20 protein-coding genes and 1 pseudogene are annotated in these 22788 nt (G+C 62.6%); 9 read left to right on the top strand and 12 right to left on the bottom strand.

Annotated elements, in window-relative coordinates; genetic code table 11:
* Positions 1 to 24 precede the first annotated feature (24 nt).
* From FQ668_RS19705 to gloB, 7 genes are all read right to left on the bottom strand, one after another.
* Entirely contained in the window at positions 25 to 1632 is a 1608-nt protein-coding gene (locus tag FQ668_RS19705; protein ID WP_014590295.1) for an ABC transporter ATP-binding protein, read from the bottom strand.
* A 1-nt stretch (position 1633) separates the two neighbouring features.
* Positions 1634 to 2653, bottom strand: a complete 1020-nt coding sequence (locus FQ668_RS19700; protein WP_144180594.1) for an ABC transporter permease — start codon at positions 2651 to 2653, stop codon at positions 1634 to 1636.
* A gap of 1 nt (position 2654) precedes the next feature.
* Positions 2655 to 3728 (bottom strand): microcin C ABC transporter permease YejB, encoded by a 1074-nt coding sequence (locus FQ668_RS19695; RefSeq protein WP_014590297.1) that lies wholly within the window; start codon positions 3726 to 3728, stop codon positions 2655 to 2657.
* Between the two features lies 1 nt (position 3729).
* Entirely contained in the window at positions 3730 to 5565 is a 1836-nt protein-coding gene (locus tag FQ668_RS19690; protein ID WP_053868046.1) for an extracellular solute-binding protein, read from the bottom strand.
* A complete protein-coding gene (locus FQ668_RS19685) occupies positions 5562 to 7391 on the bottom strand; it encodes an extracellular solute-binding protein (protein ID WP_041166876.1) in 1830 nt (609 codons plus the stop codon). The genes FQ668_RS19690 and FQ668_RS19685 overlap by 4 nt, the downstream gene beginning before the upstream one ends.
* A gap of 220 nt (positions 7392 to 7611) precedes the next feature.
* Positions 7612 to 9039 (bottom strand): lytic transglycosylase domain-containing protein, encoded by a 1428-nt coding sequence (locus FQ668_RS19680; RefSeq protein WP_014590300.1) that lies wholly within the window; start codon positions 9037 to 9039, stop codon positions 7612 to 7614.
* 100 nt (positions 9040 to 9139) lie between these two features.
* Positions 9140 to 9919, bottom strand: a complete 780-nt coding sequence (gene gloB, locus FQ668_RS19675) for a hydroxyacylglutathione hydrolase (RefSeq protein WP_014590301.1) — start codon at positions 9917 to 9919, stop codon at positions 9140 to 9142.
* 85 nt (positions 9920 to 10004) lie between these two features.
* Between gloB and FQ668_RS19670 the strand changes: the two genes are divergently transcribed.
* The 4 genes and pseudogenes from FQ668_RS19670 to FQ668_RS19655 all read left to right on the top strand — a co-directional run bounded on the left by FQ668_RS19670 (position 10005) and on the right by FQ668_RS19655 (position 14575).
* Positions 10005 to 10778, top strand: coding sequence for a class I SAM-dependent methyltransferase (locus FQ668_RS19670; protein ID WP_014590302.1), 774 nt, complete (start codon positions 10005 to 10007; stop codon positions 10776 to 10778).
* Between the two features lie 15 nt (positions 10779 to 10793).
* Complete coding sequence (rnhA, locus tag FQ668_RS19665; protein WP_003251460.1) at positions 10794 to 11240, top strand: ribonuclease HI; 447 nt, start codon at positions 10794 to 10796, stop codon at positions 11238 to 11240.
* Positions 11241 to 11290: 50 nt separating this feature from the next.
* The gene (dnaQ, locus tag FQ668_RS19660) at positions 11291 to 12049 is read left to right on the top strand and encodes a DNA polymerase III subunit epsilon (RefSeq protein ID WP_014590303.1); all 759 of its coding nucleotides are present in this window, start codon (positions 11291 to 11293) and stop codon (positions 12047 to 12049) included.
* Between the two features lie 277 nt (positions 12050 to 12326).
* Positions 12327 to 14575, top strand: a pseudogene (locus FQ668_RS19655) (Orn/Lys/Arg decarboxylase N-terminal domain-containing protein).
* On the opposite strand, the gene FQ668_RS19650 reads toward FQ668_RS19655, so the two are convergent.
* Complete coding sequence (locus tag FQ668_RS19650) at positions 14559 to 14777, bottom strand: hypothetical protein (protein WP_010954911.1); 219 nt, start codon at positions 14775 to 14777, stop codon at positions 14559 to 14561. The pseudogene FQ668_RS19655 and the gene FQ668_RS19650 sit on opposite strands and share 17 nt — an antisense overlap.
* Before the next feature lie 157 nt (positions 14778 to 14934).
* Between FQ668_RS19650 and chrR the strand changes: the two genes are divergently transcribed.
* The gene (chrR, locus tag FQ668_RS19645) at positions 14935 to 15495 is read left to right on the top strand and encodes a class I chromate reductase ChrR (RefSeq protein ID WP_014590305.1); all 561 of its coding nucleotides are present in this window, start codon (positions 14935 to 14937) and stop codon (positions 15493 to 15495) included.
* A gap of 102 nt (positions 15496 to 15597) precedes the next feature.
* On the opposite strand, the gene FQ668_RS19640 is transcribed toward chrR, so the two are convergent.
* The gene (locus FQ668_RS19640; RefSeq protein WP_019438100.1) at positions 15598 to 17670 is read right to left on the bottom strand and encodes a TonB-dependent receptor; all 2073 of its coding nucleotides are present in this window, start codon (positions 17668 to 17670) and stop codon (positions 15598 to 15600) included.
* Positions 17671 to 17890: 220 nt separating this feature from the next.
* On the opposite strand from FQ668_RS19640, the gene FQ668_RS19635 reads away from it, so the two are divergent.
* From FQ668_RS19635 to FQ668_RS19625, 3 genes are read left to right on the top strand one after another with little or no spacing between them, the layout of a single operon-like run.
* On the top strand, positions 17891 to 18139 hold the full coding sequence (locus FQ668_RS19635) for a helix-turn-helix domain-containing protein (RefSeq protein ID WP_003251454.1): 249 nt from the start codon (positions 17891 to 17893) through the stop codon (positions 18137 to 18139).
* Positions 18140 to 18150: 11 nt separating this feature from the next.
* Positions 18151 to 18498, top strand: a complete 348-nt coding sequence (locus FQ668_RS19630; RefSeq protein WP_019438099.1) for a head completion/stabilization protein — start codon at positions 18151 to 18153, stop codon at positions 18496 to 18498.
* Positions 18491 to 18853, top strand: coding sequence for a hypothetical protein (locus FQ668_RS19625; RefSeq protein ID WP_014590308.1), 363 nt, complete (start codon positions 18491 to 18493; stop codon positions 18851 to 18853). The genes FQ668_RS19630 and FQ668_RS19625 overlap by 8 nt, the downstream gene beginning before the upstream one ends.
* Here the strand turns inward: FQ668_RS19625 and FQ668_RS19620 are convergent.
* On the bottom strand, positions 18850 to 19230 hold the full coding sequence (locus FQ668_RS19620) for a helix-turn-helix domain-containing protein (RefSeq protein WP_014590309.1): 381 nt from the start codon (positions 19228 to 19230) through the stop codon (positions 18850 to 18852). The two genes, FQ668_RS19625 and FQ668_RS19620, sit on opposite strands and share 4 nt — an antisense overlap.
* A 179-nt stretch (positions 19231 to 19409) precedes the next feature.
* Between FQ668_RS19620 and FQ668_RS19615 the strand changes: the two genes are divergently transcribed.
* A complete protein-coding gene (locus tag FQ668_RS19615) occupies positions 19410 to 19673 on the top strand; it encodes an ogr/Delta-like zinc finger family protein (protein WP_004576942.1) in 264 nt (87 codons plus the stop codon).
* 90 nt (positions 19674 to 19763) lie between these two features.
* Here FQ668_RS19615 and nuoN read toward each other — a convergent pair whose 3' ends face one another.
* Positions 19764 to 21233, bottom strand: coding sequence for an NADH-quinone oxidoreductase subunit NuoN (gene nuoN, locus FQ668_RS19610; RefSeq protein WP_003251449.1), 1470 nt, complete (start codon positions 21231 to 21233; stop codon positions 19764 to 19766).
* 7 nt (positions 21234 to 21240) lie between these two features.
* Complete coding sequence (nuoM, locus tag FQ668_RS19605) at positions 21241 to 22773, bottom strand: NADH-quinone oxidoreductase subunit M (protein WP_014590310.1); 1533 nt, start codon at positions 22771 to 22773, stop codon at positions 21241 to 21243.
* Between the last annotated feature and the right edge of the window lie 15 nt (positions 22774 to 22788).

Genomic DNA, 22788 nt, shown 5'->3' with positions numbered 1-22788 from the left:
TCAAGGCGAACACACACCCTTCTCCTACAAATCCTCAACCTCCAAAAACGCCGCCTCCAGCAACTGCCGCGTATAGGGATGCTGCGGCGCATGGAAGATTGCCTGCGCGTCCCCTTGCTCTACCACATGCCCATGCTTGATCACCATCAATTGGTGGCTCAACGCCTTGACCACTGCCAGGTCATGGCTGATGAACAAGTAGGTCAGGTTGTACTTCTGCTGCAGATTACGCAGCAGCTCGACCACTTGCCGCTGTACGGTACGGTCCAGCGCCGAGGTGGGCTCATCCAGCAGAATCAGCGCCGGCTTCAGCACCAGCGCCCGGGCAATCGCTATGCGCTGGCGCTGGCCACCCGAAAACTCATGCGGGTAGCGATGCCGCGTGCGCGGGTCCAGCCCCACTTCCTCCAGCGCCGCGATGATCGCCGCTTCCTGTTCCTGCGCATTGCCAATACCGTGAATGCGCAACCCTTCGCCGACGATATCCGCTACGCACATGCGCGGGCTCAGGCTGCCAAACGGGTCCTGGAACACCACCTGCATTTCCCGCCGCAAGGGTCGCACGGCTTTCTGGTTCAGCCCTTCGAGGTTCTGCCCATGAAAGCGAATGCCGCCCTGGCTGGAAATCAGCCGCAAGATCGCCAGGCCCAATGTGGACTTGCCCGACCCGGATTCGCCAACAATGCCCAGCGTCTGGCCCTGGGGCAAGCTGAAGTTGACCCCGTCCACCGCCTTCACATGGTCGACCGTGCGTTGCAGAAAGCCCTTCTTGATCGGGAACCAGACCTTGAGGTCATCCACCTCCAGCAACGGCGCGCCCACCGGATTGTGCGCCGGCAGCCCGCTGGGTTCGGCATTGATCAGCATCTGGGTGTAATGGTGCTGTGGCGAACTGAACAGCGTGGCGCATTCGGCCTGCTCGACAATTTGCCCACGCTGCATCACGCACACGCGGTGAGCGATGCGGCGTACCAAGTTCAGGTCATGGCTGATCAGCAACAGGGCCATGCCCATACGTGCCTGCAATTCCTTGAGCAGCTCGAGTATCTTCAGCTGCACGGTCACATCCAGCGCCGTGGTCGGCTCGTCGGCAATCAGCAGCTCGGGCTCGTTGGCCAGCGCCATGGCGATCATTACCCGCTGGCGCTGCCCGCCCGACAATTCGTGGGGCAGGGCCTTGAGGCGCTTGCGCGGCTCTGGAATGCCGACCATATCCAGCAACTCCAGGGTGCGCGCAGTCGCTTCCTTGCCGGTCAGGCCCTTGTGCAGCAGGAGGATTTCGTTGATCTGCTTCTCGATGCAATGCAGCGGGTTGAGTGAGGTCATCGGCTCCTGGAAGATCATCGCAATGCGGTTACCGCGAATGCGCTGCAGGGTCTTCTCGTTCTGCTGCAGCAGGTCCTTGCCTTCGTAGCGGATGCTGCCGCTGGGGTGCCGGGCCAGGGGATAGGGCAGCAGGCGCAGGATCGAGTGCGCGGTGACCGATTTGCCCGAGCCACTTTCGCCCACCAGGGCCAGTGTCTCGCCTTTGCGAATATCGAAGCTGACGCCGTCCACCACCCGGTTGACCTGGTCCCCGGTCACGAACTCCACGGCCAGGTCCCGCACTTCGATCAGGTTCTGTTCACTCATGTCACTTCCTCGGGTCGAAGGCGTCGCGGGCGGATTCGCCGATGAACACCAGCAGGCTCAGCATCAGCGCCAGCACGGCAAAGGCGCTGATGCCCAGCCATGGCGCTTGCAGGTTGGACTTGCCCTGCGCCACCAGTTCGCCCAGCGAGGGCGAACCGGCGGGCAGGCCGAAGCCGAGGAAGTCCAGGGCGGTGAGGGTGCCGATGGCACCGGTGAGAATGAACGGCATGAAGGTCATGGTCGAGATCATGGCGTTGGGCAGGATGTGCCGGTACATGATTGCGCCGTTGCGCATGCCAAGTGCACGGGCGGCGCGCACGTATTCCAGGTTGCGCCCGCGCAGGAACTCGGCGCGTACCACATCCACCAGGCTCATCCACGAGAACAGCAACATGATGCCCAGCAGCCACCAGAAGTTGGGTTGTACGAAGCTGGCCAGGATGATCAGCAGGTACAGCACAGGCAGGCCGGACCAGATTTCCAGAAAGCGTTGCCCGGCCAGGTCGACCCAGCCACCGTAGAACCCCTGCAGGGCGCCTGCGATGACGCCAATAATGGAGCTGGCCGCGGTCAAGGTGAGGGCGAACAGAACCGAAATGCGGAAGCCGTAGATCACCCGCGCCAGCACGTCGCGGCCCTGATCGTCGGTGCCCAGCCAGTTGTCCGCCGAAGGTGGGGCGGGGGCGGGGACACGCAGGTCATAGTTGATGCTCTGGTAGCTGAACGGAATGGGCGCCCACAGCACGAAGCTGTCTTTCTTCGCCAGCAGTTCGCGGATGTAGGGGCTCTTGTAGTTGGCTTCCAGCGGGAATTCCCCGCCGAAGGTGGTTTCCGGGTAACGCTTGAACGCCGGGAAGTACCATTCACCGTCGTAACGTACGGCGATCGGTTTGTCGTTGGCGATCAGTTCGGCGCCCAGGCTCAGCCCGAACAGAATCAGGAACAGCCACAACGACCACCAGCCACGGCGGTTGGCCTTGAAACGCTCGAAGCGCCGGCGGTTGAGGGGGGACAAGGCCATGTCAGTGCTCCCGGCTGGCAAAGTCGATGCGCGGATCGACCAAGGTGTAGGTCAGGTCGCCGATCAGTTTCACCACCAGCCCCAGCAGGGTGAAGATGAACAGGGTGCCGAAGACCACCGGGTAGTCGCGGTTGATGGCCGCTTCGAAACTCATCAGGCCGAGGCCGTCGAGACTGAAGATCACCTCGATCAGCAAGGAGCCTGTGAAGAAGATGCCGATGAACGCCGAAGGGAAACCGGCGATCACCAGCAGCATGGCGTTGCGGAACACGTGGCCGTACAGCACCCGTGATCGGCTCAGGCCTTTGGCTTTGGCGGTGACCACGTACTGTTTGTTGATTTCGTCGAGGAAGCTGTTCTTGGTCAGCAGGGTCATGGTGGCGAAGTTGCCGATGACCAGCGCGGTGATCGGCAGCACCAGGTGCCAGAAGTAGTCCAGCACCTTGCCGGTGGTGCTCAGTTCGTCGAAGTTGTTGGAGGTGAGGCCACGCAGCGGGAACCAGTCGAAGTAGCTGCCACCGGCGAACAGCACGATCAGCAGGATGGCGAACAGGAACGCCGGGATGGCGTAGCCGACGATGATCGCCGAACTGGTCCACACGTCGAAGTGGCTGCCGTGGCGCACGGCCTTGGCGATCCCCAGCGGGATCGACACCAGGTACATGATCAGCGTGCTCCACAGCCCCAGCGAGATCGAAACCGGCATCTTCTCGGCGATCAGGTCGATCACCTTGGCGTCGCGGAAGAAGCTGTCGCCGAAGTCCAGCCGGGCATAGTTCTTGACCATGATCCACAGGCGCTCGGGCGGCGACTTGTCGAAACCGTACATGCGCTCGATTTCAGCGATCAGCGCCGGATCCAGGCCCTGGGCGCCGCGGTAGCTGGAGCCGGCCACGGAAACCTCGGCGCCGCCACCTGCAATGCGGCTGGTGGCGCCTTCGAAGCCTTCGAGCTTGGCGATCATTTGCTCGACCGGGCCACCGGGGGCGGCCTGGACGATGATGAAGTTGATGATGAGGATGCCGAACAGGGTCGGAATGATCAGCAGCAGGCGGCGCAGGATGTAGGCCAGCATCTTAATTGGCCTCGTCCGCAGTCGCTTCGCTGACCGCCGGGGTTACATCGGGCTTGATCCACCAGGTGTCGATGCCGATGTCGTACTTGGGCGACACGTTCGGGTGGCCGATGTGGTTCCAGTAGGCCACACGCCAGGTCTTGATGTGCCAGTTGGGAATCACGTAATAGCCCCACAGCAGCACGCGGTCGAGGGCGCGGCAGTGGTCGATCAGGCTCTGCCGAGAGTCGGCGTTGATCAACTGGTCCACCAGTTGGTCGATGGCCGGGTCGCGCAGGCCGATGAAGTTGCGGCTGCCGGGGTTGTCGGCGGCGGCGCTGGACCAGAACTCGCGCTGCTCGTTGCCTGGCGAGTTGGATTGCGGGTAGCCGCCAACGATCATGTCGTAGTCACGCGAGCGCAGGCGGGTTATGTACTGCGAAACGTCGACGCGGCGAATGTTCAGCTCGATACCGAGGTCGGCAAGGTTGCGCTTGAACGGCAGCAGAATGCGTTCGAACTCGGTCTGCGCGAGCAGGAACTCGATGCTTGCCGGCTTGCCTTGGGCGTCGACCATCTTGTCGTCGACGATTTTCCAGCCGGCTTCCTGCAACAGCTTGTAGGCCTGGCGCTGTTGCTCGCGGATCATGCCGCTGCCGTCACTGACCGGGTTGTGGAAGACCTCGGTAAATACTTGCTCGGGCACTTTGCCGCGCAGTGGTTCGAGGATTTTCAGCTCGTTGGGGCTGGGTAGGCCGCGGGCGGCCATTTCCGAGTTCTCGAAGTAGCTGCCGGTACGGGTGTAGGCGCCGTTGAACAGCTGCTTGTTGGTCCACTCGTAGTCCAGCAGCAGGCTCAGTGCCTGGCGCACGCGCACATCCTGGAACACCGGGCGGCGGATGTTGAAGATGAAGCCCTGCATACCGGTGGGGTTGCCGTTGGGCAGCTCTTCCTTGATCAGGCGACCTTCGCGCACGGCGGGCACGTTGTAGGCGGTGGCCCAGTTCTTTGCACTGACTTCCAGGCCATAGTCGAATGCCCCGGCCTTGAGGGCCTCCAGGGCGACGGTGGTGTCGCGGTAGGAGTCGAACGTCATGGCATCGAAGTTGTAGAAGCCGCGGTTGATGGGCAGGTCCTTGGCCCAGTAGTCCTTGACCCGTTCGTAGCGCACCGAGCGCCCGGCCTTGACCTTGGCGACCTTGTACGGGCCGCTGCCCAACGGGATTTCCAGGTTGCCGCGGTTGAACTCGCGGTTTTCGTACCAGTGCTTGGGCAGTACCGGCAGCTGGCCGAGAATCAGTGGCAGCTCGCGGTTGTTCTTGTGCTTGAACTTGAACAGCACCTTCAGCGGTTCTTCGGCGACCACTTCGGCGACGTCGGCGTAGTACTGGCGGTACAGCGGGGCGCCGTCCTTGATCAGGGCGTTGAAGGTGAACACCACGTCGTCGGCGCGCATCGGATGGCCATCATGGAAGCGCGCTTCAGGGCGCAGGTAGAAGCGCACCCAGCTGTTGTCCGGGGCCTTTTCGATCTTGCCGGCCACCAGGCCGTATTCGGTGAACGGTTCATCCTGGCTCTGGCGCATCAGGGTGTCGTAGATAATGCCGATGTTCTCGGCCGCCACGCCTTTGTTGATGAACGGGTTGAGGCTGTCGAAGCCGCCGAAGCTGGACTGGCGGAAGGTGCCGCCCTTGGGCGCATCCGGGTTGACGTAGTCGAAGTGCTTGAAGTCGGCGGGGTACTTGGGTGGCTCATCGTAAAGGGTGAGCGCGTGCTGCGGTGCGGCCAGCGCGGGAAGGCTCAGGCAGGCGAGCAACAGGCTGCCTGCCAGCCGGCGCAGACGGTGCGTTGGCGTCATTGGGCTTTCTCCGAAGTCTTGATCCACCAGCTGTTCAGCCCAAGGGTGTAGGGCGGCGTGGTGACGAAGGCGAACCGGTTGCGGTAGGCCAGGCGATGGTTGTCGAGGTACCAGTTGGGGATCATGTAGTAGTGCCATGAGAGCACGCGGTCCAGGGCGCGGGCAGCGGCGACCTGGTCATCGCGGGTGCGGGCGGCGAGCAGGGTGTCGAGCAGGTGGTCGACCACCGGGTCCTTGACCCCAGCATAGTTCTTGCTGCCCTTTGTCACGGCCTGGCTGGAATGGAAGTACAGCCACTGTTCGAGGCCGGGGCTGAGGGTCTGGTTCAGGGTCATCAGAATCATGTCGAAATCGAACTGGTCCAGGCGTTGTTTGTACTGGGCACGGTCCACGGTGCGCAAGCGCGCATCGATGCCGATGCTGGACAGGTTTTCGACATAAGGTTGCAGGATGCGTTCAAGGTTGGGATTTACCAGCAGCAGTTCCATGCGCAATTGCTGGCCCTTGCTGTCGACCAGGCGCTGGCCGTGCAGCTTCCAGCCGGCCTCGGCGAGCAGGCCCAGGGCCTGGCGCAGGGTCTGGCGGCTGATACCCCGGCCATCGGTGTGGCTGACCTTGTACGGTTCGCTGAACAGCTTGGCCGGCAACTGGTCACGGAACGGCGCCAGCAGCAGCCACTCCTTGCCGGTGGGCAGGCCGCTGGCGGCGAACTCGCTGTTGGGGTAGTAGCTGGTCGAGCGGCGGTAGGCGCTGCTGAACAGCGCGCGGTTGGTCCACTCGAAGTCCAGCATCAGCCCCAGCGCCTGGCGTACCCGCGGGTCACTGAACGCGGCCCGGCGGCTGTTCATGAACAGGCCCTGTGTTTGCGTGGGGATGCTGTGCGGGATTTGTGCCTTGATCACTTCACCCCGGCGCACGGCAGGGAAGTTGTAACCGTTGGCCCAGTTTTTTGCCTGGTGCTCGATATAGATGTCGAACTCGCCGGCCTTGAATGCTTCGAAGGCCACCGTCGCGTCACGATAGAACTCGTATTCGACCCGATTGAAATTGTACTTGCCACGGTTGACCGCCAGGTCTTTGCCCCAGTAGTTCTTCACCCGTTCAAACACCAGGCGTCGTCCGGGTTGTACCTGGGTGATGCGGTAGGGCCCGCTGCCCAAGGGGGGCTCGAAGGTGGTGGCCTTGAAGTCGCGCTTCTGCCAGTAGTGTTTGGGCAGCACCGGCATTTCGCCCAGACGCAGGATCAGCAGCGGGTTGCCGGCGCGTTTGAACACGAAGCGGATGCGTAGCGGGCCGAGGATGTCCACCCGCTGCACTTCCTGCAGGTTGGTGCGGTAGATCGGGTGGCCATCCTTGAGCAGCGTGCGGTACGAGAAGGCCACGTCAGCCGAGGTGATGGGCTGGCCGTCATGCCAGCGGGCTTCGGGGCGCAGGTTGAACACCACCCAGCTGCGGTCCTCGCTGTACTCCACCGAGCGGGCGATCAGGCCATAGCTGGAGGTCGGCTCGTCACCGGACGGGTCGTACTGGCCCGTGCCGACCATCAGTGGCTCGTTCAGCTCGCTGATGCCGTACTGCTGGAAATTGGGCGTGGTAATCGGGCTCGACCCTTTGAAGGTGTAGGGGTTGAGCGTGTCGAAGGTACCAAAAGCCATGGCCCGCAACGTGCCGCCCTTGGGCGCTTGCGGGTTGACCCAGTCGAAGTGGGTGAAGGTGGCTGGGTACTTGAGCGTGCCGAACTGCGCGTATCCGTGGCTTTCGCTCACCATCGCGGCTGCGGGAAAGCTCAAGGCCAGGCTGAGTGACAGCAGGAGGGGACGTATCAAGTCGGCATCCGATCCAGAGGCGTTGGGCTTTGATCGAGTACAGTAACAGCTTGGTGGGGTTGGAAAAAGAGAGGGGCTGGGGTTTTCCAGTGGCTGGGTTTTCAGGCCTATTCGCGGGCACGCCCGCTTCCACAGGTACAGCACCGGCTTTGAGGGCTGTGAAAAACCTGTGGGAGCGGGCGTGCCCGCGAATGGGCTGCAAAGCAGCCCCTGTAACGACTCAATGCCCGAGGTAGACGGTCAGGGTCTGGCCTGGCTTGAGGGCATGGCCGCTGCGTGGGTTCCAACGCTTGAGGTGCTTCATTTCCACATTGAAGCGCTTGGCCACCAGGTACAGGGAGTCGCCCTTGCGGACCTTGTATTGCGTGGAGCGCTTCCCGGAGGCGGCAACCCGGTTGCCGGCGGCGCTCGGTGCACTGCCGCCGCGCAGGGCCAGAACCTGGCCAGCACGCAGACTGTTGCCGGACAAACGGTTCCAGCGCTTGATGTCCTTGACCGACACACGGTTGGCCTTGGCGATGGCGCTCAGGTTATCGCCACGCTTGACCCGGTAGCTGCGCGCCGTCGGTGCCTTGGCTTCGGCCACGGCCCGGGCAAACGCTGCTTTCGGCGGTTGCAGGCTGACCAGTTGCTCCGGGTTGAGGTTGGACAGGCTGGCACTGAGCAACTGCGCCTTGGCGGTGGGCACCAGCAGCTGTTTCGGGCCATCGACGGTCATGCGCTTCTTGAATGCCGGGTTGAGCTGGATCAGCTCGTCCTCGTCGATGTTGGCAAAGGCCGCGACCCGGGTAAGGTCCAGGCGGTCATTGATCGCCACCGCTTCGAAGTACGGTTCGTTGGCGATCGGGGTAAGATTGACACCATAGGCTTCTGGCGTGGACACCACCTGCGACAGTGCCAGCAACTTGGGCACGTAGTCGCGGGTTTCCTGTGGCAGCGGCAGGTTCCAGTAGTCGGTCGGCAGGCCGAGCCTTTCGTTGCGCTCGATGGCTCGGCTGACGGTGCCTTCGCCGGCATTGTAGGCCGCCAGGGCCAACAGCCAGTCGCCGTTGAACATGTCGTGCAGGCGGGTCAGGTAGTCCAGCGCGGCGTTGGTCGACGCGGTGACATCGCGGCGGCCGTCATAGAAGTTGGTCTGGCGCAGGTTGAAGTGGCGACCGGTAGCCGGCATGAACTGCCACATGCCGGCAGCGCTGGCGCGTGAGTAGGCCATGGGGTTGTAGGCACTTTCGATGGCTGGCAGCAGGGCCAGTTCCAGCGGCATGTCGCGTTCTTCAAGGCGCTCGACGATGTAGTGCAGGTAGAGGCTGCCACGTTCCCCGGCGCTTTCGATGAAGGTCGGGTTGCTGGCGAACCACAAGCGCTGCTGCTCGATGCGCGGGTTGACGTCGATGCTGTCCTGCAGGGCGAAGCCCTGGCGCATGCGCTCCCAGACATCCTGCGGCGCCTGTTCGGCCGGCTTGACCAGCAGCGGTGAAGGTTTGTGCTTGATCCGTGCCTGGTAGTTGTGCGCGCGAACGCTATCGGATTCGTCGAGCTGACGGGTGCTCTGGCAGCCCACCAGCGTGGCGGCCAGGGCCAGCGCGCTGATTTGGGCCAGGCGCGTCAGGGCGGCGGAATGAGAGGTTCTGCGGCTACGGGAAGACATCGGCTGACACGGGTATCCGGGCGAAAAATTTCGGCGATTCTAGAAACCGCTCCGGCCCCGGTCAACCTTCTACCCTCACTTGCGATATATCTTGCGGTTATCAGAAGGTGTCCTTCCAAGACCTCAAGGCAGCAAAAACAGCGACATGCGAGGTGTTTGAATGTCCCTTCCATTCGTCTGCTTTTTGTTTAACTAATGTTTCAGAGGTACGCAGAAAGGGGTTGGTCAGGCGCTCCAGGCCGATCGTTGAGGGCAAGCTGATGCGATTTTCGGCGCGCAAACGGGTAACGTCCTCGAAGCGTTGCTGAACGTGCGGGTTGGTCGGTTCCACAGCCTTGGCGAAGCGCAGGTTGCTGAGGGTGTATTCATGGGCGCAGTACACTTGTGTCTGCTCTGGCAGGGCCGCCAGGCGGGCGAGGGCGGGCTGCATCTGTTCGGGTGTACCCTCGAACATGCGCCCGCAACCGGCGGCGAACAGGGTGTCGCCACTGAACAGGATGGGCGTTGCTGGCTGGTCGCTGAAGAAGGCGATATGCCCCAGGGTGTGGCCGGGTACCGCCAGTACCTGGAACGTCACACCCAGTACGTCCACCCTGTCGCCTTCGTCCAGGGCCAGGTCGCGGCCGGGAATGCGCTCGTTGGCAGGGCCACAGACCCGTGCGCCGGTCAATTGCCTGAGCCGTTCCACCCCGCCGACATGGTCATTGTGGTGGTGGGTGACGAGGATGTCGCTCAGCACCCACTCCGGGTTGGCAGCCAGCCAGCGCTCCACTGGGCCGGCATCGCCCGGGTCGACCACCGCACAACGGCGTTTGGCAGTATCCTGTAACAACCAGATGTAGTTGTCGGAGAAAGCGGGGAGAGCTTCGATCTGTATCATGGTGCGGATCCGATTCGCCTAGCGTGGCACATGAGGGCATCTTAGCCGCGATGGCGCGGTGGGAGAACCTTCGAGGGAGAGCGCAATGACCGACCAAGCCTTTGCCCAGGCCGACCCGGACTGGGTCGAGCTGATCAGCCTGGCCCGTGAGTGGTTCAACGGCCCACTTGGGCAACTGATGCTCAAGGAGGAGGACAAACTGCTGGAAGAAGAGCTCGGGCGCTTCTTTGGCGGCTATCTCGTGCATTACGGGCCCTGCGCCGAGCCACCGCCCAGAGCCCCCCAGGTGCAGCGTAACGTGCGCCTTGGTGCGCCCTTGCCGGGTGTGGAGATTGTCTGCGAAGAGCAGGCCTGGCCGTTGAGCGAGCACGCTGCCGACGTGGTGGTGCTGCAGCATGGCCTGGACTTCTGCCTGTCACCCCATGGCCTGCTGCGCGAGGCCGCCAGTGCCGTACGCCCGGGCGGGCACCTGCTGATCGTGGGGATCAACCCCTGGAGCAGCTGGGGCATGCGCCATTTCTTCAGTCACGGTGCTCTGCGCAAGGCGCGCTGCATCTCGCCGTCACGGGTGGGCGACTGGCTCAACCTGCTGGGCTTCGCGCTGGAGAAACGTCGCTTCGGGTGCTATCGTCCGCCGCTTGCCTCACCGGCCTGGCAGCAACGCCTGGAGGGCTGGGAACGACTGGCCGGCGGCTGGCAGGGCTCCGGTGGCGGGGTGTACCTGCTGGTGGCGCGCAAGATGGTGGTAGGCCTGCGGCCTTTGCGGCCGGAACGTCGCGAGCCGATGGGCAAGCTGCTGCCGCTGCCACTGGCGAAGGTCAACCGCACCGTAGCCAACCCCGAAACTGACAAGCACTGAATTCAAGAGTGGTACATGAGCGATAGCGTCGAGATGTTTACTGATGGTGCCTGCAAGGGCAACCCTGGCCCGGGTGGCTGGGGCGTGCTGATGATCTACAAGGGCGTCGAGAAGGAACTGTGGGGCGGCGAACGTGAGACCACCAACAACCGCATGGAGCTGATGGCCGCGATCCAGGGCCTCATGTCGCTCAAGCGTGAATGCGAGGTGGTGCTGACCACCGACTCGCAGTACGTGATGAAGGGCATCAACGAATGGATGGTCAACTGGAAGAAGCGCGGCTGGAAGACCGCCGCCAAGGAGCCGGTGAAGAACGCTGACTTGTGGCAGCAGCTCGATGAGCAGGTCAACCGCCACAAGGTAACCTGGAAGTGGGTGCGCGGCCATATTGGCCACCCCGGCAATGAACGCGCCGACCAGCTGGCCAACCGTGGGGTCGATGAGGTACGCGCCCAGCGTTGAGCTGGGGTACAATTGCGGCCTTTGTAACGGATGCAAGTTGGAGCGCCCGCGTGGAGCAGCAGCAAGATAAACGGTTCGTCATTCTCGATACCGAAACCACGGGTATGCCGGTTGGCGAAGGCCACCGGATCATCGAGATCGGCTGTGTCGAGGTCATCGGCCGGCGCCTGACCGGGCGACACTTCCACGTCTACCTGCAGCCCGACCGCGAGAGTGACGAGGGCGCGATCAACGTTCACGGCATCACGGATGCCTTCCTGGTCGGCAAGCCACGGTTTGGCGATGTCGCCGAGGAGTTCTTCCAGTTCATCCAGGGCGCCACGCTGGTCATCCACAACGCGGCGTTCGACGTTGGCTTCATCAACAACGAATTCGCCTTGCTGGGCCAGCAGGACCGCGCTGACATTTCGCAGCACTGCACCATTCTTGACACCCTGCTGCTGGCACGTTCGCGCCACCCGGGGCAGCGCAACAGCCTGGACGCGCTGTGTAAACGCTACGACATCGACAACTCGGGCCGTGAGTTGCACGGCGCACTGCTCGACTCGGAACTGCTGGCCGACGTTTACCTGGCAATGACCGGTGGCCAGACGAGCCTGTCGTTGGCTGGGAATGGGGCAGATGCCGAAGAGGACGGGCAAGGCGCTGGCGGCAGCGAGATCCGCCGGATTGTCGGGCGTACGCCGGGGCGGGTGATCATGGCCAGCGCTGAAGAGCTGGAGGCGCATGCCGAGCGGCTGGCAGCCATTGCCAAGTCGGCGGGTGGGCCTTCGCTGTGGCAGGCCCTGACTGAGACGCCAGCCGGCTGATCTTTCGCCCTGCAACAGAAGTGGAGATCGTTGCAGGAGCGGGTTTACCCGCGAATACGGTGGCGCCTGCGGCGGTGAATGGCGGGGGGCAGATTGGCCAGCAGGCCCGGCCCTTTCGCGGGTAAACCCGCTCCTACGACGCCTGTGTCCAATCACCGACCGGTGTCCACCACCAATCAGGTGTAGGGGCGGCTTCACTCGCGAAAGGGCCAGTACAGGCAATACAAGGCTCAACTACCCTGAAATGGACGCCATGTCCTTCGGAGGTAGCCACCTGATGTACAAGGACCTCAAGTTCCCGATCCTCATCGTCCACCGCGCCATCAAGGCCGACAGTGTTGCTGGCGAGCGTGTGCGCGGCATCGCCGAGGAATTGCGCCAGGATGGCTTTGCCATTCTCGCCGCCGCTGACCACGCCGAAGCACGGCTGGTCGCCGCCACCCACCACGGCCTGGCCTGCATGCTCATCGCGGCCGAAGGCGCTGGCGAGACACCCATCTGTTGCAGAACATGGCCGAGCTGATTGGCCTGGCCCGCTTGCGTGCACCCAACCTGCCGATCTTCGCCCTGGGCGAGCAGGTGACCTTGGAAAATGCCCCCGCCGAAGCCATGAGCGAGCTCAACCAGCTGCGTGGCATCCTTTACCTGTTCGAAGACACCGTGCCGTTTCTCGCCCGCCAGGTAGCGCGTGCTGCACACACCTACCTCGACGGCCTGCTGCCGCCGTTCTTCAAGGCGCTGGTGCAGCACACCGCGCAGTCCAACTATTCCTGGCACACTCCAGGCCATGGTGGCGGTGTGGCCTATCATAAAAGCCCGGTAGGCCAAGCCTTTCACCAGTTCTTCGGGGAAAACACCCTGCGTTCGGACCTGTCCGTTTCCGTGCCGGAGCTGGGTTCGCTGCTCGACCACACAGGCCCGCTGGCCGAAGCCGAGGCCAGGGCGGCGCGCAACTTTGGCGCCGACCACACCTTCTTCGTCATCAATGGTACCTCCACGGCCAACAAGATCGTCTGGCACGCCATGGTCGGCCGTGACGACCTGGTGCTGGTGGACCGCAACTGCCACAAGTCGGTGGTGCACGCGATCATCATGACGGGTGCCATCCCGTTGTACCTGTGCCCGGAGCGCAACGAACTGGGCATCATCGGCCCGATCCCGCTCAGCGAGTTCAGCCCCGAGGCGATCGCCGCGAAGATTCAGGCCAACCCCCTTGCCCGGGATCGGGGGCAGCGTATCAAGCTGGCGGTAGTGACCAACTCCACCTACGACGGGCTGTGTTACCACGCCGGGCTGATCAAGCAGGCCCTGGGTGCCAGTGTCGAGGTGCTGCACTTCGACGAGGCCTGGTTTGCCTATGCCGCGTTCCACGACTTTTTCACCGGGCGCTACGCCATGGGCACCGCCTGCGCGGCAGACAGCCCGCTGGTGTTCAGTACCCACTCCACCCACAAGCTGCTGGCGGCGTTCAGCCAGGCCTCGATGATTCATGTGCAGGACGGTGCCAGGCGGCAGCTGGACCGGGACCGTTTCAACGAAGCGTTCATGATGCACATCTCTACCTCGCCGCAGTACAGTATTCTCGCCTCGCTGGATGTGGCTTCCACCATGATGGAAGGGCCGGCTGGGCGCTCGCTGCTGCAGGAGATGTTCGACGAGGCCTTGAGTTTTCGTCGTGCCCTGGCCAACCTGCGTGAGCACATTGCCGCAGAGGACTGGTGGTTCAGCATCTGGCAGCCGCCAAGTGCCGAGGGCATGCCCCGTCTGGCCGCGCAGGACTGGCTGCTGCAGCCGGGGGCGCAATGGCATGGGTTTGGTGAAGTGGTGACCGACTATGTGCTGCTCGACCCGCTGAAGGTAACCTTGGTAATGCCGGGCCTGAGCGCAGACGGTGTGCTGGGCGCGCGCGGCATCCCGGCGGCGGTAGTCAGCAAGTTTCTCTGGGAGCGCGGGCTGGTGGTGGAAAAAACGGGCCTGTACAGCTTCCTGGTACTGTTTTCCATGGGCATCACCAAGGGCAAGTGGAGCACCTTGCTCACCGAGCTGCTGGAGTTCAAGCGCCACTATGACGGCAACACCCCAATCAGCAGCTGCCTGCCCAGTGTGGGGGCTGCCGACGCCTTGCGCTACCAGGGCATGGGCCTGCGCGACCTGTGCGACCAGTTACATGACTGCTACCGCGCCAATGCCACGGCCAAGCAGCTAAAGCGGCTGTTCACCCGTTTGCCGGAGGTGGCCGTCAGCCCGGCCCAGGCCTATGACAAGATGGTGCGTGGCGAAGTGGAGGCGGTGCCGATCGAGGCACTGCTGGGGCGTGTGGCGGCGGTGATGCTGGTGCCGTACCCACCTGGCATCCCATTGATCATGCCGGGTGAGCGGTTCACCGAGGCGACCCGCTCGATCCTTGATTACCTGGCATTCGCCCGAGCATTCAACCAGGGCTTTCCCGGCTTTGTCGCCGATGTGCACGGCCTGCAGCACGAAGGGGGCCGCTACACGGTGGATTGCATCACGGAATGCGCGTGATCTCGACGCCGGAACGTGCCAGCTCGAAACGGTTTTCACCCAAGTGGTTGACCTTGTCGCCGATGGCCAGGCGGTAGGTGGTGATGGGGGCGCCCAGCGTGCTGCCGTCGAGTTGCAGGGTGGATTCCTGAAACTCGTGCACGGGGTAGATGCGGCCTTCGGCGTCACGGGCGTGGAATTGGCCGACCATTACTGCTGCCATTTGGGTGGAAACCTCTGAATTACGTAGGAAATGTATGAAGGCATAGACCGTGAAACAGATGCGGAAGTTTTTGCCCTGTGGAAAAAAAAACTCAGGCGCCGGAGAACGGTCATCTATAACTACAACGTCTATTTAACCCGCAAAGGTTGGAATTGCCATGAGCCAGGTGTATTCGGTAGCAGTCGTCGTGGGCAGCTTGCGCAAGGAGTCCTACAACCGCAAGGTCGCCCGCGCACTTTCGGAGCTGGCGCCGTCCAGTCTTGCGCTGAAGATCGTCGAGATTGGCGACCTGCCGCTGTACAACGAAGATATCGAAGCCGAGGCACCGCCGGAAACCTGGAAGCGTTTTCGCGATGAGATCCGCCGCAGTGATGCAGTGCTGTTCGTCACCCCGGAATACAACCGCTCGGTGCCGGGCTGCCTGAAAAATGCCATTGATGTGGGTTCGCGTCCTTACGGGCAAAGTGCCTGGAGCGGCAAGCCGACGGCGGTGGTGAGTGTGTCGCCGGGGGCGATTGGTGGCTTTGGCGCCAACCATGCGGTGCGCCAGTCGCTGGTGTTTCTCGACATGCCCTGCATGCAGATGCCCGAGGCTTACCTTGGCGGTGCGGCGAGCTTGTTCGAGGATTCGGGCAAGCTCAACGATAAGACGCGACCGTTCTTGCAGGCGTTTGTCGACAAGTTTGCTTCATGGGTGAAGTTGAACAGGGCGGTCTGAACCCCGAATCATGCTGTGCAGCGCCCCCCGCAGGAGCGGGTTTACCCGCGAATGCGTCATTGACTTTGCCGACGCATTCGCGGGTAAACCCGCTCCTACCCGTCAGCGGAAGCTGTAGGATACCCCCGCATATACGCCAAACCCTTCGCCCGGTGTCGAACGGGCATTGTCCTTGCCAGCGTCGTTGTAGGCCGGCGTCACGGTCGCTGCATAGCGCTGGTTGGTCAGGTTGCGCAGGTCCAGCCAGGTCTGCCAGTCCTGTTTCGGTGAGTCCCAGCCAACGCGTGCGCCGAGCAAGGCATATTCATCGGCGTGGTAGCTATTGGCGTAGTCCACCTGCACCTTCGAAGCCATTTGTGTGTTGACCCCGGCATAGAAGCCGCTCGGCCAGTCATAGCGCAGCTCGGCCTGGTAGTAGTGCATGGGGATGCCGGGCAGACGGTTGTCGCCAAACGTGTCGTCATCACGGTAGTGGAAGTCGCTGAAGGTGTAGGCCTGGCGCAAGCTCAGCTTGCCAGTGCCCGCGCGCTCCCACAGGGTGCTGTCGAGGCCGGCTTCCACGCCTTGGTGCACGGTAGCGCTGGCGTTGAATTCCGAGGTGAAATTTGGCACTACCTCAACGGCCAGCAGTTCGTGGCGTACTTGCGAGTAGTACCAGGCCAGGTCCCAGCGGCCGAGGGCCGAGTCGCCACGGGCGCCCAGTTCGAGGGTGGTGGCTGTCTGGTTTTGCATCTCGATCGGCTGGATCTGCTTGCCGCCTGTGCTGGGCGCGCTCCAGATCAGCGACCATGGGTGTGGCGGCTCTACCGAACGGCTCAGGTTGCCGTACACCTGCAAGTCCGGGCGGATGTCGTAGCGCAGCCCCAGGCGGGGGGCATAGTCCCAGTCATGCATGCTCACCTTGCCGCCTTCAGCGGGGTAGGTCACGTCACTTTCGCGGCGCGTGTAGATCATGGCCAGGCCGGTGCTCAGCCACAGGTTGGGGACCAGTTCCAGGTCGTTGCCAACATGCAGCACGGTGTCCGAGCCCTGGTAGGTGAAGTCACGGGTGCGCTCGCCAAACACATCGCCATTGCGGGTAAATTGCGAAGCGCCGCTGTTGGGCAGGTGCTTGGTGGTACGCCAACCGACGGTGGTCTTGCTCTCGCGGCCGAACAGTGTGTCGCGGCGGAAATAGTTCAGCGTGCCGCTGACATCGGTGTAGGCGACCTTCAGGCGCATGGGGCCTTCGCGCAGATCCATCGGGTAGTCGTGATAGACCAGGCCGGCTTCCAGGCGTGCCTCGTCGTCGAGGTAGAAGGTCGTCTTGTTGCCCACCCAGGTGCTGCCTGGTTGCGGGCGGCTGTCGTCGCGTGCCAGATAGTTGGGGTTGGCCGCGCGCGGGTGGTGCTTGATCTGGTCCTTGGTCAGGCGGCCTGGCAGTTCGTTTTCAGTTTCCCGATAGCGCAGGTAGAAGCGGGTTTCCAGGTTGGGGTTGAAGCGGTAACCGACATTGGCGGCAATGCCCTTGGCGCTGCCGCTGCTGTGCGCCTGGTAGCCGTCATATTCCGAATCGGTCAGGGCCACGTAATAGTCGAGATTGCCCAGCACCTGGCCCGAACTGATGTGCCGATGCTGGTAGCCGCGGCTACCGACCTCGTAGCGTACTTGCAGTGCAGGCGCGTCGTAGCCGGTGTGGGTGACGTAGTTGATCGCACCGCCCAAGGCCAGGGAGCCTTGGTCAAAGCCATTGGCGCCACGCAGCACTTCGGCACGGCTCAGCCACAGGGGTTCGAACAATTCGTAAGGCGTGCCGCCCGGGCCTGTCAGCGGCAGGCCGTCGAACATCGTGTAAACGCCGGAACCGTGCGCCCCTGGCGCACGGTTGAGGCCCGAGCCGCGTATCGACAGCTTGATGCCGTCGTTGCCTGCCGATTGGGCGAATACCCCAGGCTGGTAGGCCAGCACGTCCTGGTTGCTGGCCACTCGGCCTTGCCCTACGCGCTGCATGTCCACCAGGTTGCTGGCTCCCGGTATTTCACGCAGGCGCTCGCTGGCTGCCGTCAGCTCGTTCTGCTCCTCATCGGTGATCAGCACTCGGCCCAATTCGACCGAGGATGCCCCCAGGGCGGGCTGAGTGGCAGCCAAGGCCGCCAGCAGACCGAGGCAGGACGAGAGGGGTAAATCGGAACGCATTGTACGACTCCAGGCGAAAGGCGAATGGACAACGGCGTTGAGACGAGCGAAATGCGGCTTGGAGCACGCAGAAAGTCAGCAAATCGTGCGTAACCTTCGTCATGCGGTCTTGTACGAAAGTTCTTTACAAACCACGGCGGTGGAGGTGGGTGGCCTGTGCTTCGTAAGGTGACTGCAAGTAGGCAGCAATGCCTCGCTCAATCACCCGTGGAGTTCAAACATGACTGACAACGCTCGACACTCGCAGCAACCCTTGGCGGACGCCCCGGTTCGCCTGACGCCACGTGAACAGCAAGTGCTGTTGTGGTGTGCTTATGGCAAGAGCTCGTGGGAGATCGGCCAGATCCTTGAATGCAAGGAGTCGACGGTGAACTTTCACGTGTCCAACATCCTGCGCAAATTCGAAGTGCCTACCCGGGTGGCTGCTGTGATAAAGGCCATTCGCTACGGCATGCTGGCCGAGCAGTAAGGGGGTAGCGCATGAGCAACGATCCTCGGCTACCGCGCTTTGCCGATTGCCACGACCCGTTCTGGCCGCGGGTGGATCTGGGCAGGTTGCGTGAGCACCTGCAACTGCCGCGGTCTGTCAGTGACGCTGCTTTGGAAGTGGCCGCGCGCTGCGCAGCCATCGAAGCAGCACGGGAATTCGCCCGCTGGCGGTCAGTGCTGCGAGCGCGGGGCTACAAGCGGCTCGAGGATGTGGCCGGGCATGATCATGGGCGTGCCTTGCGGGTGTGCTACGTCCGTTTTGTCGAAGCGGCGGTCATGTATAGCCTGGGTTCAACCGCCTGCCTGCCTGTTCCGCGCGGAGGGCAAGTGCATGCCTGAGCGATCTGTTTTCGACCACCTGGCTCCGGCATTGGTGACGTTCCTGGGGGTGGATGGCGATGTGCTGTTCGCCGCGCTGCTGGGAGCATTGTTGGTGAGCGCGGCACGCGATCGATTGATTACCAGTGAGGCCAGGCGCCTGACGCTGGCCAAGAAACTCCTGCTGCTATTCGTGACCGTGGGTGTGGGCCATTTGTTCGAGCCACTGGTTTCGTCATTGGTGCCATTGCTGACCCGGGGCATGGCGGCATTCGTGGCCGCTGTAGTGGTGATCCCCATCAGCCTCAAGGTCATGGTCTGGCTGGATACACTTGACCCGCGCGAGCTTATCCAGCGCTGGCGCCGTCGGGGTTAGCCATTGGTTGCGCCGCCGAGCTCACTCAGTTGCTGTTCCAACTGCTGGATGCGCTGCTTGTCCTTGATGAACAGCAGGATGGCCTGGCGGTCGCTGTGCGAGAGCGTGCGCAGCCGTTCGAGCATCTCGCACTCCCAGCCCGCATCATCTGGGCCGGCGGGGTTGTGCTCGGCTTGGCCCAGCAATAGCCAGTCCAGTGAGCATGCATGCTTTTTGGCGATGTCTATGCAAAGTGAGTAAGGGATGCTTTCGCGAACCTTCCAGCTACTCAGCGTTTGCGGGCTGACCGACAGTGCACGTGACAGCTCGGCATCAGTGTTTGCGCCAGTGAGAAGCTTAAGGCGCGTGAGCACCTCAGCAAGTATGTGAGTACTCATAACAAATATCCATGACTGGTTTAATGATATTCCATGGGCTTAAACTACTCGTTATGAATACAGCCCTGCGTTTTAAGGAGCACTTCTGCAATGAGAACCATCAAATTGAAGAATACACCCACAGTTGCAGCCAATACTGATACACAGGCTAGCCTGGGCAATGCTAGCAGGTACTTGCCGTGAGTACTTACAAGCTGGTTTGCCCGCATTGCCACAGCCGGATGCGCATACGTACTAGCGAAGGGCGCCATATTTTCCTGCGAATCGCTTATTTGCAATGCACCACCGAGGCGTGTGGCTGGTCAGTGCGCGCCGAATTCGAAATGACCCATGAACTCTCCCCCAGCGGCATGCCCAACCCGGAAGTGTACCTGCCTTCGGCCAATGGTGATTTGCGCAAGGCCGCGTTGCCGGGCGCAGGCCAGGGCTGCCCGAGTGAGTGAGGCACCATTGGGCGCAGGTAGAAAAACGTGTAGATAAAAAAACACCCCGCCTAGGCGGGGTGTTTTCTGTTACCGGGGCTGCCGGGGTGATCAACCGATCAGTTGCAGGCCCGCTTGCTGAACCAGTTCCAGCAGGGGCTGCGGGTACACACCCAGTACGAAAGCGAGAATGGCGATAGCCAGCAGCATGACACCGCCGGTGCGCTGTTCCCACTTGAGCGGGGCGTCGTGACGACGCAGGTTCGGCTCGACCAGGTACAGGGTAACCATGACGCGCAGGTAATAGTACACGCCGATGGCGCTACCGATCACCAGCGCACCGACCAACCACCACAGGTGCGATTCGACGCCGGTAGCGATGATGTAGAACTTGCCGATGAAGCCGGCGGTCAGCGGGATACCCGCCAGCGACAGCATCATCACGGTCAGTACCGCTGTCAGGTACGGGCGGCGCCAGAACAGGCCGCGGTACTCGTACAGGGCATCGGCGTCACGGCCGCCGTATGGCGAGGACATCAGGGTGATGACGCCGAAGGCGCCCAGGCTGGTGATCACGTAGGTGACCAGGTAAACGCCCATGGCTTCCAGGGCCAGGCCCTTGCTGGCGACCAACGCGATGACCAGGTAACCGAAGTGGGCGATGGACGAGTAACCCAGCAGACGCTTGAGGTTGCTCTGGGTCAGCGCCAGCAGGTTACCAATCAGGATCGAGGCTACGGCAATCACCGCCAGTACGGTGCTGAGCACGCCGCTGCTGGCAGCAGGGGAGAGCATGAACAGGCGTACGACAACGGCGAATACTGCTACCTTGCTGGCGGTTGCCAGGAACGCGGCGACCGGCGCCGGAGCGCCTTCGTACACGTCCGGGGTCCACAGATGGAACGGTACCAGCGACAGCTTGAAGGCCAGGCCGACCAGCATCATGCCCAGGCCCAGCTGGGCCACCAGGCTTGGCATGCTGGTGGTAGCCAGGGCCTTGCCGATCTGGTCGAAGCTCAGGCTGCCGGCGTCGGCGTACAGCAGGGCCATGCCGAACAGCAGGAAAGCCGAGCCTGCGGCCGACAGCACCATGTACTTGATGCCGGCTTCCAGTGATCGCTTGTTGAAGAAGGCATACGCCACCAGGCCGTAGACCGGTACCGACAGCAGCTCCAGGCCGATGAACAGGCCGGCCAGGTGGTTGGCGCTGACCAGCACCAGGCCACCGAGGGCCGACATCAGCAGCAACAGGTACAGTTCTTCACGGTTGCCCGGGAAACCCTTGGAGCCCTCGCCGAGGTAAGCGTGGGCGAGGGTGACGCAGGCCAGCGTTGCTATGAGGATGATCGCCATGTACAGGCAGGCGAACTTGTCGATGGTGATCAGCGAGGTGACCGCCAGCGGCGCGACCTTCAGCGCCGGCAGGAGCGACAGCAGGGCCAGGTTCAGGCCCACGGTGGACAGCAGGAAGGTCTGCGAGTGGTTGCGCTTCCAGGCGATCGCCAGCATCACCACCACCGTGGTGATGGTGGTGATCAGCATCGGCGCCAATGCGATGAAGTGTTGAGTGGTGAATTCCATAGCGCTCTTACCGGGCCGAAGCGAGTTGAGTGAAAGCGGATCCGAGCCACTGCTGCACACCACTCATGGTGGCGGCAGAGGTGTCGAGGAACGGCTGCGGATACACGCCCAGCAGGATCAGCAATACCGCCAGACCCAGAACCATGATCAGTTCGCGACCGTCCATGCCGGCCAGCACGGTGTCGGTCTTGGCCGGGCCGAAGTAGGCGCGGTGGATCATGATCAGCGAGTACACCGAACCGAACACCAGGCCGGTGGTGGCAATCACGGTGATCCACGGTACATGCACGAAGCTGCCGATCAGGATCAGGAACTCGCCGACGAAGTTGCCGGTGCCGGGCAGGCCCAGCGATGCCGCTGCGAAGAACAGGCTGATGGCCGGCAGGTAGGCGATGCGGTGCCACAGGCCACCCATCTGGCGCATGTCACGGGTGTGCAGGCGCTCGTACAGCTGGCCGGACAGGATGAACAGTGCCGCAGCCGACAGGCCGTGGGCCAGCATCTGGATCACCGCACCTTGCAGGGCCTGCTGGCTGCCGGAGTAGATGCCGATCAGCACGAAGCCCATGTGCGAGACGCTGGAGAAGGCGATCAGGCGCTTGATGTCGGTTTGGGCGAAGGCCAGGAAGGCACCGTAGAAGATACCGATCAGGCCCAGGGTCATGGCGATCGGCGCGAACTCGGCCGAGGCGTTCGGGAACAGCGGCAGGGCGAAGCGCAGCAGGCCGTAGGCCGCGGTCTTCAGCAAGATACCCGCCAGGTCCACCGAACCTGCGGTCGGTGCCTGGGCGTGAGCGTCAGGCAGCCAGGAGTGGAACGGCACCACCGGCAGCTTCACCGCGAAGGCGATGAAGAAGCCCAGCATCAGCACGTACTCGACACCGGCTGGCAACTCGGCCTTGAGCAGGTCGCTGTAGTTGAAGGTGAGCACGCCAGTGGTGTTGTAGTTGACCAGCACCAGGCCCAGGATCGCCACCAGCATGATCAGGCCGCTGGCCTGGGTGAAGATGAAGAACTTGGTCGCCGCGTAGATCCGGGTCTTCTTGCCGTCTGCCGAGCTATGACCCCAGAGCGCGATGAGGAAGTACATCGGCACCAGCATCATTTCCCAGAAGAAGAAGAACAGGAACAGGTCCAGGGCCAGGAACACACCGACCACGCCGCCGAGGATCCACATCAGGTTGAGGTGGAAGAAGCCGACGTGGCGCTGGATCTCTTTCCAGGAACACAGTACCGACAGCACACCGAGCAGGCCGGTGAGCAGGATCATCAGCAGCGACAGGCCGTCCAGGGCCAGGTGGATGCTGATGCCGAAACGCTTGATCCACTCGACTTTGTATTCGAGTGCCCAGGCCGGTTCGGCACCCGGTGCGGGAGCAAGGGTGTAGTCGCCGGTACCCCACAGCCACAGGCCGATGCCAAGCAGCAGGGACATGGTAAGCAGCGCGATCCAGCGCGGCAGGGTGGCGCCGAAGCGCTCACCCAGCCAGCACAGGAAGCCGCCGATGAAGGGGATCAGGATCAGCCAAGGCAAAATCATGACGGGTTGGTTTCC

Origin of the sequence: Pseudomonas sp. Kh14 (assembly GCF_900291005.1) — a bacterium.
In the GTDB taxonomy this organism is placed as follows: domain Bacteria; phylum Pseudomonadota; class Gammaproteobacteria; order Pseudomonadales; family Pseudomonadaceae; genus Aquipseudomonas; species Aquipseudomonas alloputida.
Note: the sequence above shows the minus strand (reverse complement) of the source record. Positions and strands in the feature narration are given on the sequence as shown.